A 17,424-nucleotide genomic window follows, 5' to 3' on the forward strand; every position below is an offset into this window, starting at 1 on the left:
AATCGCCCCTGGTTTCGTAGCCACTCGATGACCGTTTCTGGCCGGTTTCTGCCCTTGGTCAAAGGTAACTACCGACCGATAGCTGCCTTTCAACGAATGACATTGCACTTGTCACTCGTCATCTACGGCATCATCCCGAGGCGCGCAGCCACTCCAATAATTCCATCTCCACACTATCCGGTTCGAATGCTGTCGGAGAAATTAGGCAATACCGCGAACCATCTTCAACGAACCCAGAAGGTGCTGCCAACACGCCGTTATGAATATCGTCTTGCACCAAGTGCCAGGGGCCAATGGCTACACCAAGGCCGGCGACTGCTGCCTGCAAGCTAAAGTAAAAGTGCTCAAAGCACTGCCCCTCCGCCGGAAGCATGGATCGGCCTGTAGCAGCGGCCCATTCTTGCCAAGCGTTAGGGCGTGTTCGGGTGAGCAATTTGGGCGCGGCCGCAACGAGCTTGCCGTCTGCAGTGAACCACTCGCAAACCCTATCAGGCCGGCACACCGGGGCAACTCTTTCACGGAACAACTCTTCCGCATAGTAATGAGCAGGGCGGGGAAAATCGTCGCGGCGGATCGCGAGGTCTATACCGTGATCGAAGGAGAAGGCCCCACCTCCTGCCACAAGATGAATGTTCAAGTCCGGGCGGCGCATCTGGAATTCACTCCAGCGTGGAATCAGCCAGCGCATTAACAACGTGGGTTCGCAAGAAAGCACTAGTTGTCGATCGCGACGTGCCTTCACACGTATTTCCGTTACTGCCTGAGTCATCAAGCCCAAGCCTTCGCGCACCGCGATTGCCAGCTTGCGCCCGTCGTCTGAGAGAAACACACGCCGACTACGACGTTCGAACAAATCGACACCCAGCTCATCCTCCAGCAAGCGCACGGCGCGGCTTATCGCGCCCGGAGTGACATGCAACTCTGCGGCTGCACGGGCAAAGTTCTCTAATCGGGCGGCGGCCTCGAAGCAGCGCAAAGCAACCAGCGAGGGCAGGCGAGAAATCGATAATGGTGACTCAGGCTCACCTTTTTCTTGAGAAAGCATCGTTAGTCATCCGCTTAATGCACAGCAAGAATATGGCTATCTCGAACCAGAGCCAAATTACCTCATGAACGAATGGATAGCTGTAGTCACTATAACTTTGCTGGCATGCATCAGTCCCGGGCCTGATTTTGCCCTTGTTTCTCGAAACAGCCTGCTGCTTTCACGCCGTACCGGAGTCCTTACGGCAGCCGGTATCGGCCTTGGGGTCGTTGTGCATGTCTGCTACACCCTCCTGGGGCTTGGACTGGTTCTTCAGCACTCGCTCTGGCTATTCAGTGCACTGAAGATGGCCGGCGCCGCCTATTTGATTTATCTCGGGATAAAAATGCTGGGGGCCATGCCCGCCGTAGGTCAGTTTGCTACTCCAGCCGCTGCACAGTCAGATATTGCCGCTCTTCGCACAGGGTTCCTGACTAATGCACTGAATCCCAAAACATCGATTTTCATCGTTAGCCTTTTCATAGGTGTAGTGCGACCCGAGACAACCTTGCCCATTCAAATTGCCTACGGTGTATTCATTTCAGCAGCCCATATCACCTGGTTCAGCCTTGTCGCGATGTTTTTTTCGACCGGCCAGATTCGGGAAAAGTTGATTGCGGTTCGGCATTGGGTGGATCGCGCTTTTGGAGGATTGCTAGTGAGTTTCGGTGTGATGCTGGCGACAACATTGTGAATGCACTGAGCGTCCGCTCTTGGTCGGTTGCTGCCTGATGCGACCGGCCGCTATATCGGGTCGAAAGTACCACGTCAGCATCAGACCGATGCTATTCAACTCCCACGCTTCGAATCAGCGAAATTGAGCCTAGCGCCGGGCTAACCGATACTGCCTGCCAATTTGAGTTGAGCACCTCAGCCTGAACCTCCAAGACGCCACCCCCGCCCTCTTCCATGCGGCTCGTATTCACAGCACCGACAACGCGATCAAGGCGACCACCAAGCGCTGCGCCAAGCGATTGCCGCGCAGCAAGCGTGATTTGAGGTTCGCCATCGTCGACAGCAGTGAACCGATCAAGCTGGTCAGCTACCTAACCGTGCGCCTGGACTAGTTAGGCTCGGCAACATTTGGAACTCTACATGACGGTTGTACGCACCACATGTCCCAATGTGCGAGCTGATCGGACACGCGCAAACTCGTCCGGGGAACGGCGGGCAATGGACTCTGTCGAGTGTGCGGCGTTGTCGCGTGCCGGCAGGGATGGCAACATCTATCACGACCTTGCCAGGATCACGAAGGATAGCGATATGCCGAACGGGTCTTGAGTACAGACCCGCACTGGCGCGTCAAGTAAATAGCTTTCGGTACTGGATTAAGCCCGAGCGATGAGCGATGCGCTCGTAAAGGTGCATGGCGTTATGGTGGGAATCGTGTGTCAGTCAGTGCACACGGGACACCCTGCGATACGTGTGCCGCACTCAGTACCGCCAGCACGAAATGACCCTGCGTGCGCTTCGCGACATCCGGGTGGAGCGGATCAGCAAGAACCACGCGCAGAAGCTTGCCATGGTCGACGCTTAGTTTGGGCGGTGGTGATGCCGATCACCAAGGAGTAGATCCTGGCCACCCGCGAAACGCCTGTCCCAGTTGGCCCTGGATCGTCAGTCGCACTCAACGGCCGCGGCTACCAGCAGCCGAACATCATGCGATATGCCGCGCCTTTCTACCCTCGGTTTTATCCGCCTTCTTGCTCTTGTGCTCGAACTCCCAGCCCTTGCAGGCCAAGCGCAGTGCCGCTGCTATAGGCGGTGATGGTGCGGCGGGTAAAGCCCAACTCGACGGCGGCAGTGGTCAACGACAATTTGTTAGCGGCCATCCAACGCTTGAACGCCTGAACAGGCATCACTTCACCGGCCTGCTCCAGCGCCAACCGGTATAGGGTGGTGGCCGCCAGTTCCAGGTCATTGCCCCAGGTCACATCGAAACCCCATTCACCGACCTGGGCGGTGCCGAACAGCGCCAGATCTTCCAGTGGTTTGAGGACTGGGAAGCTGCGGATGTGCTCGCGCAGGTCAATGCTGTAGGGCTTACCGTTGGCGAACACCACCAGCAAGGCATGCTTGCCGGCAATGGGCTCCACGCTGCTGATCTTGGCTTTGCTGATCATGGGTCAGTTCCTCCGGTTTTGCTCATCCCACACGCGCTGCAAATCAGCCGTGTGGTCAGCCGCCCACGCCAGGGCGGCTTTCAGGGCCTTGGGCTCGGCACCTTTGCCGAGAACCCTGAGCCCGTCGATCTCTACCAGCGACTCGCCGTCGGGCGCTTGCACATCGAAGTGCGGCGGCGCATGGTCGTCCGGGTAGATTTTGATTTTTCAGTTACGGTCGCTGTGTACGGTGGCCATAGGCAAGATTGTTGGGGAAAATTTTCTCTAGCAACAGTCCTCCTATCGCGTACTGCCACTCTCATAGGGGCGCCTAGAGCTGGACTCGTGCCTACGGACCGCGCTGTCGCGCTTTGCATTGGACCCCCGATGGTTGCTGTGAGGCTCGCCCATGCGAGTTTTCATCGTTTGAGTCTCCGCGCCGTCCCGGCGCTGCGCGCTCCGCTTGCCCGGGCTCTCGCCCACGTTGTCCATTTCCCTCCATTCCTGTGCCACTGACGAACTTCAGCGCGCTTCCCTGCGCACCCTTTTCGCACGCCCTGAACGATGACCGGGCTCGGCCAGGCGAAAAGGTCACTCAGCGAAGCAAGTGGGGGTATCTCGATGCAGGCGGTGACGGCCGGGACTCGGGTTAGCTGTGCCCTGCCCTACTGCGGCCAAGGTGTGGTCTTTGCGATTCACGGCGCCAGTTGCCGGAAAGTGTGCAAACGATGTGGGACGGGGTCGGCGTGCGCGGCGGAAATGCCCAGTTCGACGTGGTGTTTGAGAATGGCTCGATCTCGCACAAGCTCCCCGAGGCCATCGTCCGCGGAATCCAGTGGACCATTTACGACGAGCAGGCCAGCGCCGAGGAAATCGCCCAGCTGCTGCAGAACGCGGAACGCAAACTTGCTGCCGACACGCTGGCCCGGCACAACGCGGAGACAGCCTTTGCCATCGAGGTTGAGTGTCCGCAGGCGGCGCCAGAGCTGCAGCACCTGACCCAGGGTGACGACGTGTACAGCGGTAAGCTGGCGGCAGCGAACATGCGCGCAGCGTTGCGCAAGGCCTTCCCGAAAGTGAAGTTTTCCGCACGCAAGAGCCACTACGGCAGCGTCTCGGTGAGCAGGACCGATGGGCCGACCAAAAATGCCGTTGAAGCTATCGTGAGCCGGCACAAGGGCGGCTACTTCGACGGCATGGAGGACATCTACCAGCACGAGAAGACGCCATTCGTGGCGGTCTTCGCCGGAGCCGAGTATACGAGCAACAGGGTTTCTCGGTGGAGTACGTACAGCTGCTGATGGGGCATGCCAATGAGGAAATGACGACCTACTATCAGGCCGGCCACGAAGAGAAGGAGGTGGCGTTCAGAAAAGCTTAGGCGGGATTCAAGCTCTAAGCTGAGTGGAGCGTTTTTCCAGAATATTCCCAAAATATTCCCAAAACAAAAAGGGCGATCCTTTCGGATCGCCCTCTAAGCCCCGCGTGACGCGGGTTCGATTTGGTAGGCACAATTGGACTCGAACCAACGACCCCCACCATGTCAAGGTGGTGCTCTAACCAACTGAGCTATGTGCCTTCGATGGGTGCGCATTCTACGGATTCACTTTTCCCTGTCAACACCTTTTTTCGCTAACTCTCTGAAAAAGTGGATTTTTTACTGTTCATCGCCTCGTTGAATATTTTGCACAGAGGCTAGCCGACCCGTTTTAACTCAGGTAGCATCAGCACATCTGTAAAAAATAAAAAACAGAGATTCCATTATGACGCACACTCCCTACCCTCAGTCTTATTACGCGTTCTCGGCCAACCCGGTACCGGCTCGCCCTGAACTGCAAGGCGAGACCGAAACCGACGTCTGCATCATAGGCGCAGGCTATACCGGCCTTTCTACCGGCCTCTTCCTTCTAGAGAACGGCTTCAAAGTCACGATCCTCGAAGCCGCCAAGGTGGGCTTCGGCGCATCCGGCCGTAATGGTGGCCAGATCGTAAACAGCTACAGCCGCGACATCGATTCGATCGAGCGCGCCGCTAACCCGAAGAACGCCAAACTGATGGCCGACATGGCCTTCGAGGGCGGCCGCATCATTCGCGACCGCATCAAGAAGTACGACATCCAGTGCGATCTGAAGGATGGTGGCGTGTTCGCAGCCATCACCAAGAAGCAGATGGGCCATCTGGAAGCCCAGAAGAAGCTGTGGGAGCGCTTTGGCCATACCCAGCTCGAAATTCTGGACGCCAAACGCATTCGCGAAGTTGCGGCGACCGACAACTATATCGGCGGCATGCTCGACATGAGCGGGGGCCATATCCACCCGCTCAACCTCGCCCTGGGCGAAGCCGCGGCCGTTGAGTCCCTGGGCGGAGTCATCCACGAACAAAGCCCGGCCACTCGCATCGAACGCGGCGCCAACCCAGTGGTACACACCCCGAAAGGCCGTGTTAAAGCCAAGTTTGTCGTCGTGGCCGGCAACGCCTATCTGGGCAACCTGGTTCCCGAGCTGGCCAGCAAGTCCATGCCTTGCGGCACCCAGGTGATCACCACCGAGCCGCTGTCGGACGAACTGGCCAAGACCCTGCTGCCGCAGGATTACTGCGTCGAGGACTGCAACTACCTGCTGGATTACTACCGTCTTTCCGGCGACAAGCGCCTGATCTACGGCGGCGGCGTGGTCTACGGTGCCCGTGACCCGGCGAACATCGAAGCCATCATCCGGCCGAAGATGCTGAAGACCTTCCCGCAACTCAAGGACGTGAAGATCGACTTCGCCTGGACCGGCAACTTCCTGCTGACCCTGTCGCGCCTGCCCCAGGTCGGCCGGATCGGCGACAACATCTACTACTCCCAGGGCTGCAGTGGCCATGGCGTGACCTACACCCACATCGCCGGCAAGGTGATCGCCGAAACCCTGCGCGGCCAGGCCGAGCGCTTCGACGCTTTCGCCAGCTTGCCGCACTACCCCTTCCCTGGCGGTCGCATGTTCCGCGTGCCCTTCACTGCGATGGGCGCGTGGTACTACAGCCTGCGCGACAAGCTGGGCGTCTGATTCGCCTGCAAACGAGAACGGCGCCCCAGGGGCGCCGTTTTCGTTTCCGTGACTGCCTGTCAGGGCATTTGCAGTCGTGCCATCTTCGCCGCGTTGACCTGGCCCGCCGCAGCAAGCTCATCGGCCGCCTTCAGCCAGCGAGACCGCTCCACCGATGCCGGCAACTGGTTCGGTGCCTGCACCAGTACTGCCCAGCTCCCCGCTTCACCCCAGCCCGATTCAAACGCACTGAAACTCATCAGGGCGCGGCGCTCATGACCGTGGCGCAACAGCACTTGCTGGTTGGCGCGGTCGTAGCCAATCAACAGCACATAGCGCCAGGAGGGCATCCAGCCGAAGCCTTCGCGCAAATGCACCAGCACCGGATTGCCCGCAGCCACCTGCTCCAACAACTCATCCATCTGGTTGCCCAGCGGATAAACCATCAAGCCATGCTGGCGCGCCGTCGCCACCAGCCCCTCACGCAGGGAGGCTTCCTTCTGGGGCAGTTGCAGCTCCTTTTCGATCATGCCCGGCGTTACCTCTTCCCCCTGCTGAGTCAGCAAGGCCGCCATAGAAGCCGGCGCACTCTGGTAGGCATTCTGGGCGAAGAACGGCACGCCGTTCAGCTCGACCCGCTCCGGGCCCGCCCGCAATTTCGGCGATAGCGGCTGGGCAGCACAACCGACCAGCGCAGCAACGCATGCGACAACAAGGACGGGGCGGAACAATCGGTTCAGGACGGGCACGGCAACACTCGCTGTAGGCAACCTCGAACGATCGAAGATGATACTGGCAGGAGCCCGCCGGGTACATTGCGGCGCTAGCCCGGTGCTATCAGGAACAATGCCAGAGCACTCTGTATACCCTCCAAACCGACAAAAACGCACAACGCCCGGTACAAAAGTCGCTTACCCGTTCATTTCAGCGACAAAAACTTAGTTTTTCACGACGTGCTGTGACTTATCAGTCGGGTCTCGCCATCCACATTCACGACAGTGCAACAAAGGCGTGAAGCCGCACCGTCACCTTCATTGGGCACAATATGGAGAGACCCCTCCCATGAATACTCCGCTGCGTTTCAACGAAGCACTGATCATCGCAGGTCGTGCATTCAAACCCTTTCAGTGTGTTGCCTGGGCCCTGCAAGACGGCACCGGTGAACTCAGCATCAGCGTGATCGACCGTACCAGCACCCGCCTGCTCGGCCGTTCGAAGATCCCTAGCAGCACTTATTCCGATCCGGAGCAACTGGCAAGCATCCTCAAGCAGTCCCGCGAGGAGTTGAGCCGCAAAGGCTACGACCTCGAGCCCTGGTCGATGCCGGAATAATCGCACCAGCGCCAGTGCCCAATGCGCGGCGGGCAGGCCTTTCCTGCTCGCCCAGGCCGTTCTTTCCCTGCAATCGCCCTCCCCCAAACCAACAATCAAGCTGACCACCCCAGCAGGTGATTGATTTCGCCACCACTGGCGATATCTGTGGGCTTATTGTCATTGTTGCCACCCTCCATTCGCTGCAGACTGACGCCATCTCCTTCATCGAGATCGTCATGGACCCGATTCGTCACATCGCCTGCCTGGCCTTTCCCGAGGTGATGAGCCTGGACGTCACTGGCCCGTTGCAAGTTTTTGCCTCGGCCAACGTCGAGCGCCAGCGCCAGGGCCTGCCCCTCTCCTATGTGCTGCATCTCCTCGGCCCCGAAGCAGGTCCCGTGAAAACCTCGGCCGGCTTCAGCCTGGTTGCTGAGCAGGCTTGGCGCGAAGTCGACCCTGCCAGCCTGGACACGCTGTTGATTCCAGGCGGCATGCACATGCAAAGCCTCTGCAAAGACATCGAGCTTCTGGACTGGCTGCGACAGGCCGAACCCCATGTACGCCGCCTGGGCTCGATCTGCTCAGGCGCCTTAGTCCTGGCTGCGACCGGGCTACTGGATGGCCGCCAAGCCACAACGCACTGGTCGGATGTAACGGCGCTGAGCCGCCACGCCGAGGTGGACGTGCAAGGAGACCGCTTGCATACCTACGACCCGGAGGGCCGGGACGGCGATGCGCATGTCTTTACGTCTGCAGGTGTCACCGCCGGTATCGACCTGGCGCTGGCCCTGGTGGAGGCGGACCTGGGTCGTCCGATTGCACTGGCAGTGGCCCGGCATCTGGTGCTGTTCCTACGTCGCCCCGGCGGACAGACGCAATTCAGCGCCCTACTCACCCCGGACCCCAGCCGCACACCGCGGTTGGCCGCCCTGCTGGAATGGATTCCCGCCAACCTGGGTGCCGATCTGTCCCTGGAGGCCCTTGCGGCCCAGGCGAAGATGGCGCCGCGCAGTCTTTCGCGTCTCTTCGCCCAGGAACTGGGCATGGGCCCTGGCAAGTATGTGGAACGGGTCCGTGTGGAAGCGGCCCGCACGCTGCTGCAGGACGCCCAGGCATCCATCGCCAGGGTGGCGCACCTGACTGGTTTCGGCCACCCCGAGAATCTGCGTCGCACGTTTCACAAACACCTGTCCGTCAGCCCGCAGGAATACGCGGAGCGCTTCGGACGCCCGACATCTGACTGAGGATCCCGCCATGCTCGAACTCCGCCCCAATTGCGAATGCTGCGACAAGAATCTGCCGCCCGAGTCCACCCAGGCAATGATCTGCTCATTCGAATGCACGTTCTGCCGCGATTGTGCCGATCAGCGCCTGCACGGAACCTGCCCCAACTGCGGTGGTGAGCTGCTTCGACGGCCGATCCGTCCAGCGACGGCGCTCGCGAAGCATCCCGCTTCCGATCGGCGCATCCTGAAACCCGCCGACTGCCCGAGCTGAAGATCAGCACAACACGCTGGATTGATACTGTTGGTGACGAATGTCACGCCGCTCGGGATGAATATTTGCGGCTTGTCGCTGGAGTACCGCGCTGAAATGATCCGCTGGCACATCCTCTGGACGTTCCTGCCTACTCTCAAAGCATTGGGCTTCGCGCAACTCAGCCCAAACTGCGGTGGGGAGGACCCATGAGCATGAAAAAGGCGACCCGAAGGTCGCCTTTTTCAATGCGTTGCACGCCTTACTAGTAGTAGGCGTTCTCGCGGTTGCTGTGGTCGGTGACGTCACGCACGCCTTTCAGCTCCGGAATGCGCTCCATCAGAGTCTTCTCGACGCCATCCTTCAGGGTCATGTCGACCATGCCGCAGCCCTGGCAGCCGCCGCCGAACTGCAGCACAGCGATGCCCTCTTCGACCACATCCACCAGGCTCACCTGGCCGCCGTGGCTGGCTAAGCCTGGGTTGATCTCCGTCTGGAGGTAGTAGTTGATGCGCTCGTTGAGCGGGCTTTCTTCGTTGACCATCGGCACCTTGGCGTTCGGCGCCTTGATGGTGAGCTGACCACCCATGCGATCAGTGGCGTAGTCCACCACGGCATCTTCCAGGAAGGGTTCGCTGACACCGTCGATCCAGGCGGTGAAAGCGGCCAGCGCAACGGCATTGTCCTCGGGTTTCTGTTCGCCCGGCTTGCAGTAGGCGATGCAGGTTTCGGCGTACTGGGTGCCCGGCTGGGTGATGAAGACTCGAATACCGATGCCCGGGGTGTTCTGCTTCTCCAGCAGGTCAGCCAAATAATCCTGGGCAGCTTGGGTAATGGTGATGGCGCTCATGGCAACTCCTCGCAAACATGGGCGCAGTGTACGCCAAAGGGGAACAGGGGTTAAAGCCCTACCAATTTAGTAGGAATAATTCGCGTCCAGCCCGGCTCCGGAAGCTGCTTGCGATGTAGCGAGCTAGCAAAGGACAGGGCGAGAATGGCGAGGATGCTGGGTTTACGCGCTTTGAAGCACACAGCCGAAGCCATTCTCAACGCAGTTGTTCTGACGCGAAGTAAATCGTGGGCAGGCACTCACAGGTTCTGATAGCGGTTCATGTCCAACTCCCCCGCCTCCACCGGCTCCGTTTCGCGGATATGGGCGGCCAGATCATGGAAGTAGAACCAGAATTGCGGATGGGTACGCCGAATACCCCAACGCTCCACCAGCTTGTTGAACGCGGCACCATCCTTCGCCTGTTCCAGGGCGTTGACGAAAGCCTCCACCTCCCCCGCCTTGAGGTTGAACATGAAGTTCGGGTAGCTGGAGAGCACACCAGGATAGAGGGTCAGTGTGTCCAGCCCTGGCTGGTAGCGCAGCTGCTCACCCAGCATGAAAGCCACGTTGCTGTGGGCGCGATTGCGCAACAGGCTGTAGACCTCGCGTTGTCCGTCGGGGAGCTCGACGCGCAGTAGGGTTGCTTCCGGCAATTGCTCGACCACCTTCAAGCCCGCTGCCGGCCGGCTCACCAGGCGACTGAGCACCTGCTCCGCATCCTGCAGCTCCGGCACGATGCCAGGCCGGTAGCAGCGGCCGTCACGGCAGCGGTTGATCGGATCGGGACGCGCATTGAGGCCCGCATAGCGCATCAGCAGCTCCTGAGCAAAGGTGCGTTTCGGGTCCTTCTCGGGCAGGGACAAGGCGGTGGGGGTGTCCTTGTCGATGCTTTGATAATCCATCCACATCTTTACCTTGCCGCTTTTCTGGTACCAGTCACCCAGCAAGGCCGCGCGAGATTCGGCCGGCATCAGACGAAGGAAGTTGACCTCAGCGCCATTGCGGATCAGATCGAAATAGAGTCGCGTCTGCGCCTGGTGGGAAACGTTGCCGAACACATCGAAGTTGACGACCAGTTGGTAGTAAGTGCGCTCGAGAAGTGGATAGTCCATCCACCAGATGGTCTGGGGGACGTCGCCGATCAGGCCTTTACGCACCGAGGCGCTGTCGTGCTGGCGGAAGATGGACAACAGCGCATCGTCGTTGCCGGTCCAGATGTGCGCCCAGCTTGGAGGCGGCGCATGGGCGTATGCCTCCATGCGTAGCGCTTCGTACTCGTTGCGCTTGTCGCGGTAGGTGTGCCAGAGGCCGAGCAAGTCACCGATGTCGTCGAACTGACCCGGCATCGCCAGCAGCGGCGTCGCTTGCTCACGGTACTCAGCATCGGTGATGTAGAGGTCGTGGGCGGGAGCCTGGAACAGCGCCCAGAAGTTATCGCGGATGACGTCGGTGGCAATCTGCCCACGGCAGACGGGGCCGCGGATGAAGGTACGCACGAAGTACTCGGCGTTATCCAGCATGAACTGGTAGCGCGCTTGTGCCGGAATGGCCTGGAAGGTCTCGAAGGGATTGGCGCGACGCTGCACACCATAGCCAGGCACCTGGTCCACGGCCCAGTCGCCGGAATAAAACAGCTCTTTGACCCGCGCCATCTTCGCCGCGCTCAGCGGATAGGTGATGTGGGTCTTGTGCACGATCACGCCCTGGATGGGCCAGAGACGGTAATAGAACGTATTACCCGGATCTTCGTTAGGCCGGCGCGTGGCAATGGGATCGATGAGTTGCCCACTGGGAGTGCGCGAGCGCACCAACTGGAAGAAATGACCGGACTCTCCGCCCTCGAAATAGAGATGCGCAAGGAACAGGTGCTCGAACAACCAGCGCCCCACCAGCGTTTCACGGGCGCCTGGAGCATTCAGCAGCGCTTCCCACTCAGCTACCTGGCGCGCTTCGGCAACGCTGGGCTGTACCACTTGCTCCTCCACCTTGGCACCTTCGGCAATCCAGCTTTGCAGCTTCTGATACTCCGCCTCGCTGAGGCCAGTAACGGCGAAAGGCATTCCGGCTCGGGCATGCTTGCGTGCGTAGTCGTCAAACTCGCCGGGTAAGGGGCACTGATTCTGCCGGTTGATACTGATATCGAGATCGGCCGGTAGTTTGGCGTTGGGTTTCGGCGGGACGGACCGCCCCAGCTCCAACATCCGCGCCATCAGCGCGGCCTGGGCGCCGTTGGCGTCCAATACGGAATGGAAACCTTTGCGTCTCCACGCCTCCGCGCCTTGGGCATCGACGTACAGTCGAGTGACTTCCTGGGCCTTGGTGCGTCCACCGTCATAAACCGGAAGCTTGTTTGCGCCGCGCGCTGCACCTTCAGCACTGCCGAGATTGAGCTGGCAGGGGGAGTCGTAGCAGGCGTGGCACGCCACGCACTTCTGGGTGAAGATCGGCTGGATGTCACGGCTGTAGGACAGCTCGCCCGCCAACGTCGGGCGAATCCACAGCATGAGCAAGACAACCAGGGTGGCGAGGACTCGCAGCGACATGACTCGATCCATGAGGAGCAAATGGGCGGATTCTACTGGCTTGCAGATCAGAGCGGTGATCTCGCCCCACCGCCAACATGAACAAAATTCATGGAAATGGCGAACAAGCTAAAAATTACTAAGGTTTTGTTATCATCCCCGCCTTTGTTCACGCCATCCCTCAGGTAGTTCCCATGTCCGACCGCATCGCCCGCCAGCAAGCCCTGCAACAGGCGCTCAAAGAGCGCATCCTGATCCTCGACGGCGGCATGGGCACCATGATCCAGAGCTACAAGCTGCAGGAAGAGGACTATCGGGGTACCCGCTTCGCCGACTGGCCGAGCGACGTGAAGGGCAACAACGACTTGCTGCTGCTCTCCCGCCCGGATGTGATCCAGGCCATCGAGAAGGCTTACCTGGACGCCGGTGCGGACATCCTCGAAACCAATACCTTCAACGCCACTCGCGTGTCCCAGGCCGACTACGGCATGGAAGCGCTGGTCTATGAGCTGAACGTCGAAGGTGCACGCCTGGCCCGTGAAGTGGCCGACGCCAAGACCGCAGAGAATCCGGCCAAGCCGCGCTTCGTTGCCGGCGTACTCGGCCCAACCAGCCGCACCTGCTCCATCTCGCCGGACGTGAACAACCCCGGCTACCGCAACGTCACCTTCGACGAGTTGGTGGAGAACTACACCGAAGCCACCCGCGCACTGATTGAGGGAGGTTCGGACCTGATCCTCATCGAGACCATCTTCGACACCCTCAACGCCAAGGCAGCGATTTTCGCCGTGCAGGGCGTGTTCGAGGAGTTGGGCTTCGAACTGCCGATCATGATCTCCGGCACCATCACCGATGCCTCCGGCCGCACCCTGTCGGGCCAGACCACCGAGGCATTCTGGAACTCGGTTCGCCACGCCAAGCCAATCTCCGTGGGCCTGAACTGCGCGCTCGGCGCCAAGGACCTGCGCCCGTATCTCGAAGAGTTGTCCAACAAGGCCGAGACCCACGTCTCCGCCCACCCGAACGCCGGCCTGCCCAACGCCTTCGGCGAGTACGACGAAACGCCGGCGGAAATGGCCTCGGTGGTCGAGGAGTTCGCGGCGAGCGGCTTCCTCAACATCGTCGGCGGTTGCTGCGGCACTACCCCGCCGCACATCCAGGCCATCGCCGAAGCCGTGGCCAAGTATCCCCCGCGCGCTATCCCGGATATCCCCAAGGCCTGTCGCCTGTCGGGACTGGAGCCCTTCACCATCGACCGCAACTCGCTGTTCGTGAACGTCGGCGAGCGCACCAACATCACGGGCTCCGCCAAGTTCGCCCGACTGATCCGCGAAGAGAACTACACCGAGGCCCTGGAAGTCGCCTTGCAGCAGGTTGAGGCCGGCGCCCAGGTGATCGACATCAACATGGACGAGGGCATGCTGGACTCGAAGGCGGCCATGGTCACCTTCCTGAACCTGATCGCCGGCGAGCCGGACATCTCCCGCGTGCCGATCATGATCGACTCCTCCAAGTGGGAAGTGATCGAGGCGGGCCTGAAATGCATCCAGGGCAAGGGCATCGTCAACTCCATCTCCATGAAGGAAGGCGTGGAAGCCTTCAAGCACCACGCCCGCCTGTGCAAGCGCTATGGCGCCGCCGTGGTGGTGATGGCCTTCGACGAGGTCGGCCAGGCCGATACCGCCGCGCGCAAGAAAGAAATCTGCAAGCGCAGCTACGACATCCTGGTCAACGAAGTGGGCTTCGCGCCGGAAGACATCATCTTCGACCCGAACATCTTCGCCGTGGCCACCGGCATCGAAGAGCACAACAACTACGCGGTGGACTTCATCGAAGCCTGTGCCTACATCCGCGACGAGTTGCCCTATGCGCTGTCCTCGGGCGGTGTGTCCAACGTCTCCTTCTCCTTCCGCGGCAACAACCCCGTGCGCGAGGCGATCCACTCGGTCTTCCTCTACCACGCGATCAAGAACGGCCTGACCATGGGCATCGTCAACGCGGGCCAGTTGGAAATCTACGACGAAATTCCCGCCGAGCTGCGTGAAAAGGTCGAAGACGTCGTACTCAACCGCAACCCTGACTCCACCGAGGCCCTGCTGGCCATCGCCGACACCTACAAAGGCGGCGGAGCGGTCAAGGAAGCCGAGAACGAGGAATGGCGCAGTTATCCGGTGGGCAAGCGCCTGGAGCACGCCCTGGTGAAAGGCATTACGACCTTCATCGTCGAAGATACCGAAGAGTGCCGCCAGCAATGCGCACGCCCGATCGAGGTGATTGAAGGGCCACTGATGTCAGGCATGAACGTGGTGGGCGACCTGTTCGGCGCCGGCAAGATGTTCCTGCCCCAGGTGGTGAAGTCCGCCCGTGTCATGAAGCAGGCGGTTGCCCATCTCATTCCCTTCATCGAAGAGGAAAAAGGCGACAAGCCGGAAGCCAAAGGCAAGATTCTCATGGCCACCGTGAAGGGTGACGTGCACGACATCGGCAAAAACATTGTCGGCGTGGTGCTGGGTTGCAACGGCTACGACATCGTCGACCTCGGCGTGATGGTTCCGGCAGAGAAGATCCTCCAGACTGCCATTGCCGAGAAATGCGACATCATTGGCCTTTCCGGACTGATCACCCCGTCCCTGGACGAGATGGTCCATGTCGCCAAGGAAATGCAGCGCCAGGGCTTCAGCCTGCCGCTGATGATCGGCGGCGCCACGACCTCCAAAGCCCACACAGCGGTGAAGATCGACCCGCAGTACAGCAACGACGCCGTGGTGTACGTCACCGACGCCTCTCGTGCCGTGGGCGTAGCCACCCAACTGCTGTCCAAGGAACTGAAGGCCGGCTTCGTCGAGAAAACCCGCGCTGACTATGTCGAGGTGCGTGAGCGCACCGCCAACCGCGCCGCCCGCACCGAGCGCCTGGCCTATTCCGATGCCCTGGCAAACAAACCTCAGTTCGACTGGACTGGCTACCGCGCACCCAAGCCGAGCTTCACCGGTGTGCAAATGCTGGAGGACATCGACCTGTCGGTGCTGGCCCAGTACATCGACTGGACCCCCTTCTTCATCTCCTGGGATCTGGCCGGCAAGTACCCGCGCATTCTCACCGATGAAGTGGTGGGCGAAGCGGCCACTTCCCTGTTCAACGACGCCCAGGCCATGCTCAAGCAACTGATCGACGGCAAGCTGATCAAGGCCCGCGCAGTATTCGGCTTCTGGCCGGCCAACCAGGTGGATCATGACGACGTGGAGGTGTACGACGGCCACGGCAAGGCCCTCGCGCGACTTCACCACCTGCGCCAGCAAACCATCAAGCCCGACAGCAAGCCGAACCTCTGCCTGGCCGACTACGTGGCGCCCAAGGAGAGCGGCATCACGGACTACGTCGGCGGTTTCATCACCACCGCCGGCATCGGCGCCGAGGAGTTGGCCAAGCAGTTCGAGGCCAAAGGCGACGACTACAGCGCCATCATGGTCAAAGCTCTGGCAGACCGCCTGGCCGAAGCCTGCGCCGAGTGGTTGCATGAGCGCGTGCGCAAGGAATACTGGGGCTACGCGGCCGACGAGCGCCTGGACAACGAGGCACTGATCAAGGAGCAATACAAAGGCATCCGCCCCGCTCCAGGCTATCCGGCCTGCCCGGATCACACTGAGAAAGGCACCCTCTTCCACTTGCTCGACCCACAAGGCACCAGCGGCGTGACGCTCACCGAGCACTACGCCATGTTCCCGGCGGCCGCAGTCAGCGGCTGGTACTTCGCACACCCCGAAGCCCAGTATTTTGCGGTGGGCAAAATCGAGCGCGACCAGATTGAGAGCTACAGCAAACGCAAGGGGCAGGACCAGGCCGTAAGCGAGCGCTGGCTGTCGCCGAACCTCGGGTACGAGAGCTGATTGTAGGGGCGAAATCATTCGCCAACCGGACCGTCAGGTTCGGCCCTGGGTCTCGCAGGGGGGGCGCTGCGCGTCCCTTGGCGAATGAATTCGCCCCTACAGGTAAAGCCAACGCCCATGAAAAAGCCCCGCATCGCGGGGCTTTTTCATTCTGTGGGGGCTCAGGTCTTGCTGCGCCGCACGAATTTGATCGACCACTCGAAGTTGGGCTTGCGCGTGACGCTGATGGCGCGGCGGGTAACGGTGTCGAGGGTGACGTTCCAGAAGCCCGTGCTGGGGATCACGATCTTCGCCGGGAAGCGGTCGAAGGCGCCGCCGTGGTAGCTGTGGCGACCGCCGTTCTTGAAGCTGCGGAAGTTCGCATCGCTCATCAAACGGATGTTGCAGGTCTGCGAGCACTGGATGACGACCAGATCGCCCTCGTTGAGGTGCTCGCGTTGATGGATGAACTTCATGAACAGCTCCAGAATCGCTGAATCGAACAGCGCGCCAGAATACCACGGAGGCAAATGCCACCGCCTCGCCTACGCTGAACAAGCCGACCAGGCGGATTGCCCGGGCGAAACGGAATGTTCGCCACGTGCGCATCCGATTCTTCAGGAACCCGACCGACCAAGGTGAATACAACATGCCCTACGCCAGCCGAATTCCCGCACTCCTGATTGCCTTCGGACTCATCACGGCCTGCAGCAGCCATGCCGAGAACGATGGTTTGAACGTGACCACCAGCGCAGCCGAAGCCTACGCCCAGGGTGTGCCCGGCGGCGTCGCGTCCGAGACCGAGCAGATCTCGGCAGTTGTCACGGCTGTCGATCATCAGAAGCGGACCTTCACGCTCGAGGACGAGCAGGGTAACCGCCAGACCTTCAATGCAGTGCCGGAAATGCGCAATTTTTCGCAGCTTAAAACCGGTGACCGGGTCAAGGCGGTGGTGACTCACGAGCGCGTTATCCAACTGCGCGCACCAGGCGAAGCTCAGGAAGATGGCGCGGCCGGACTGGTGGCGACGGCACCGGAAGGCAGCAAGCCGGGGATGCTGATCGCGGACACCGTGGAAATCACCGCCGTGGTCAAGGCCATCGACACCACCCAGCACACTGCCACCCTGGAGTTCGCCGATGGCAGCCGCAAGGTCGTGAGAGTGCGTCCTGACATAGAGCTCAAACCCACCTACCTCAACCAGGAGGTGGTGATTCGACTGACCTCGGCCCTGGCCATCAGCGTAGAGGCGCCCTGACGCG

At 60.5% G+C, this 17,424-nt stretch carries 16 protein-coding genes and 1 tRNA gene; 9 read left to right on the top strand and 8 right to left on the bottom strand.

What is annotated here, in order from left to right:
* Positions 1–130: 130 nt before the first annotated feature.
* Positions 131–1,045 (bottom strand): LysR family transcriptional regulator, encoded by a 915-nt coding sequence (locus AAHM40_RS00120; protein ID WP_342242901.1) that lies wholly within the window; start codon positions 1,043–1,045, stop codon positions 131–133.
* 64 nt (positions 1,046–1,109) lie between these two features.
* Here AAHM40_RS00120 and AAHM40_RS00125 point away from each other — a divergent pair, with 64 nt between their 5' ends.
* Positions 1,110–1,718: a LysE family translocator gene (locus AAHM40_RS00125; protein ID WP_342242902.1), complete on the top strand. Its 609-nt coding sequence runs from the start codon at positions 1,110–1,112 to the stop codon at positions 1,716–1,718.
* Positions 1,719–1,965: 247 nt separating this feature from the next.
* Positions 1,966–2,091: a hypothetical protein gene (locus AAHM40_RS27160; RefSeq protein WP_446731521.1), complete on the top strand. Its 126-nt coding sequence runs from the start codon at positions 1,966–1,968 to the stop codon at positions 2,089–2,091.
* Between the two features lie 624 nt (positions 2,092–2,715).
* On the opposite strand, the gene AAHM40_RS00135 is transcribed toward AAHM40_RS27160, so the two are convergent.
* Together AAHM40_RS00135 and AAHM40_RS27165 are read right to left on the bottom strand one after the other, a co-directional pair.
* Positions 2,716–3,147, bottom strand: a complete 432-nt coding sequence (locus AAHM40_RS00135) for a DUF2442 domain-containing protein (RefSeq protein WP_342242903.1) — start codon at positions 3,145–3,147, stop codon at positions 2,716–2,718.
* A gap of 3 nt (positions 3,148–3,150) precedes the next feature.
* A complete protein-coding gene (locus AAHM40_RS27165; RefSeq protein WP_446731522.1) occupies positions 3,151–3,351 on the bottom strand; it encodes a DUF4160 domain-containing protein in 201 nt (66 codons plus the stop codon).
* A 482-nt stretch (positions 3,352–3,833) separates the two neighbouring features.
* Between AAHM40_RS27165 and AAHM40_RS00140 the strand changes: the two genes are divergently transcribed.
* Complete coding sequence (locus tag AAHM40_RS00140; RefSeq protein ID WP_342242904.1) at positions 3,834–4,427, top strand: LPD29 domain-containing protein; 594 nt, start codon at positions 3,834–3,836, stop codon at positions 4,425–4,427.
* A 201-nt stretch (positions 4,428–4,628) separates the two neighbouring features.
* Here AAHM40_RS00140 and AAHM40_RS00145 read toward each other — a convergent pair.
* Positions 4,629–4,705, bottom strand: a tRNA-Val gene (locus AAHM40_RS00145).
* Positions 4,706–4,889: 184 nt separating this feature from the next.
* On the opposite strand from AAHM40_RS00145, the gene AAHM40_RS00150 reads away from it, so the two are divergent.
* Positions 4,890–6,173, top strand: coding sequence for an NAD(P)/FAD-dependent oxidoreductase (locus tag AAHM40_RS00150; RefSeq protein ID WP_342242905.1), 1,284 nt, complete (start codon positions 4,890–4,892; stop codon positions 6,171–6,173).
* 59 nt (positions 6,174–6,232) lie between these two features.
* Here AAHM40_RS00150 and AAHM40_RS00155 read toward each other — a convergent pair whose 3' ends face one another.
* On the bottom strand, positions 6,233–6,901 hold the full coding sequence (locus AAHM40_RS00155) for a PA2778 family cysteine peptidase (protein WP_342242906.1): 669 nt from the start codon (positions 6,899–6,901) through the stop codon (positions 6,233–6,235).
* Between the two features lie 313 nt (positions 6,902–7,214).
* Between AAHM40_RS00155 and AAHM40_RS00160 the strand changes: the two genes are divergently transcribed.
* From AAHM40_RS00160 to AAHM40_RS00170, 3 genes are all read left to right on the top strand, one after another.
* Complete coding sequence (locus AAHM40_RS00160) at positions 7,215–7,484, top strand: hypothetical protein (RefSeq protein ID WP_028627722.1); 270 nt, start codon at positions 7,215–7,217, stop codon at positions 7,482–7,484.
* Between the two features lie 218 nt (positions 7,485–7,702).
* Positions 7,703–8,710, top strand: coding sequence for a GlxA family transcriptional regulator (locus AAHM40_RS00165; RefSeq protein ID WP_342243070.1), 1,008 nt, complete (start codon positions 7,703–7,705; stop codon positions 8,708–8,710).
* A gap of 10 nt (positions 8,711–8,720) precedes the next feature.
* Positions 8,721–8,963, top strand: coding sequence for a DUF1272 domain-containing protein (locus AAHM40_RS00170; protein WP_342242907.1), 243 nt, complete (start codon positions 8,721–8,723; stop codon positions 8,961–8,963).
* A 244-nt stretch (positions 8,964–9,207) separates the two neighbouring features.
* On the opposite strand, the gene nfuA is transcribed toward AAHM40_RS00170, so the two are convergent.
* Together nfuA and AAHM40_RS00180 are read right to left on the bottom strand one after the other, a co-directional pair.
* Positions 9,208–9,792 carry a Fe-S biogenesis protein NfuA gene (nfuA, locus tag AAHM40_RS00175; protein ID WP_028627725.1) on the bottom strand — a complete coding sequence of 195 codons (585 nt, stop codon included), beginning with the start codon at positions 9,790–9,792 and terminating at the stop codon, positions 9,208–9,210.
* Positions 9,793–10,031: 239 nt separating this feature from the next.
* A complete protein-coding gene (locus AAHM40_RS00180) occupies positions 10,032–12,317 on the bottom strand; it encodes a fatty acid cis/trans isomerase (protein WP_446731518.1) in 2,286 nt (761 codons plus the stop codon).
* Positions 12,318–12,490: 173 nt separating this feature from the next.
* Between AAHM40_RS00180 and metH the strand changes: the two genes are divergently transcribed.
* On the top strand, positions 12,491–16,183 hold the full coding sequence (gene metH, locus AAHM40_RS00185; RefSeq protein WP_342242908.1) for a methionine synthase: 3,693 nt from the start codon (positions 12,491–12,493) through the stop codon (positions 16,181–16,183).
* A gap of 161 nt (positions 16,184–16,344) precedes the next feature.
* Here the strand turns inward: metH and AAHM40_RS00190 are convergent, their stop codons facing one another.
* Positions 16,345–16,638, bottom strand: coding sequence for a DUF1883 domain-containing protein (locus AAHM40_RS00190; RefSeq protein WP_342242909.1), 294 nt, complete (start codon positions 16,636–16,638; stop codon positions 16,345–16,347).
* 173 nt (positions 16,639–16,811) lie between these two features.
* Between AAHM40_RS00190 and AAHM40_RS00195 the strand changes: the two genes are divergently transcribed.
* The gene (locus tag AAHM40_RS00195; RefSeq protein WP_342242910.1) at positions 16,812–17,420 is read left to right on the top strand and encodes a hypothetical protein; all 609 of its coding nucleotides are present in this window, start codon (positions 16,812–16,814) and stop codon (positions 17,418–17,420) included.
* Positions 17,421–17,424: the final 4 nt, after the last annotated feature.

Source organism: Pseudomonas sp. OTU5201 (genome assembly GCF_038440135.1).
GTDB classification, from domain to species: Bacteria; Pseudomonadota; Gammaproteobacteria; order Pseudomonadales; family Pseudomonadaceae; genus Metapseudomonas; species Metapseudomonas resinovorans.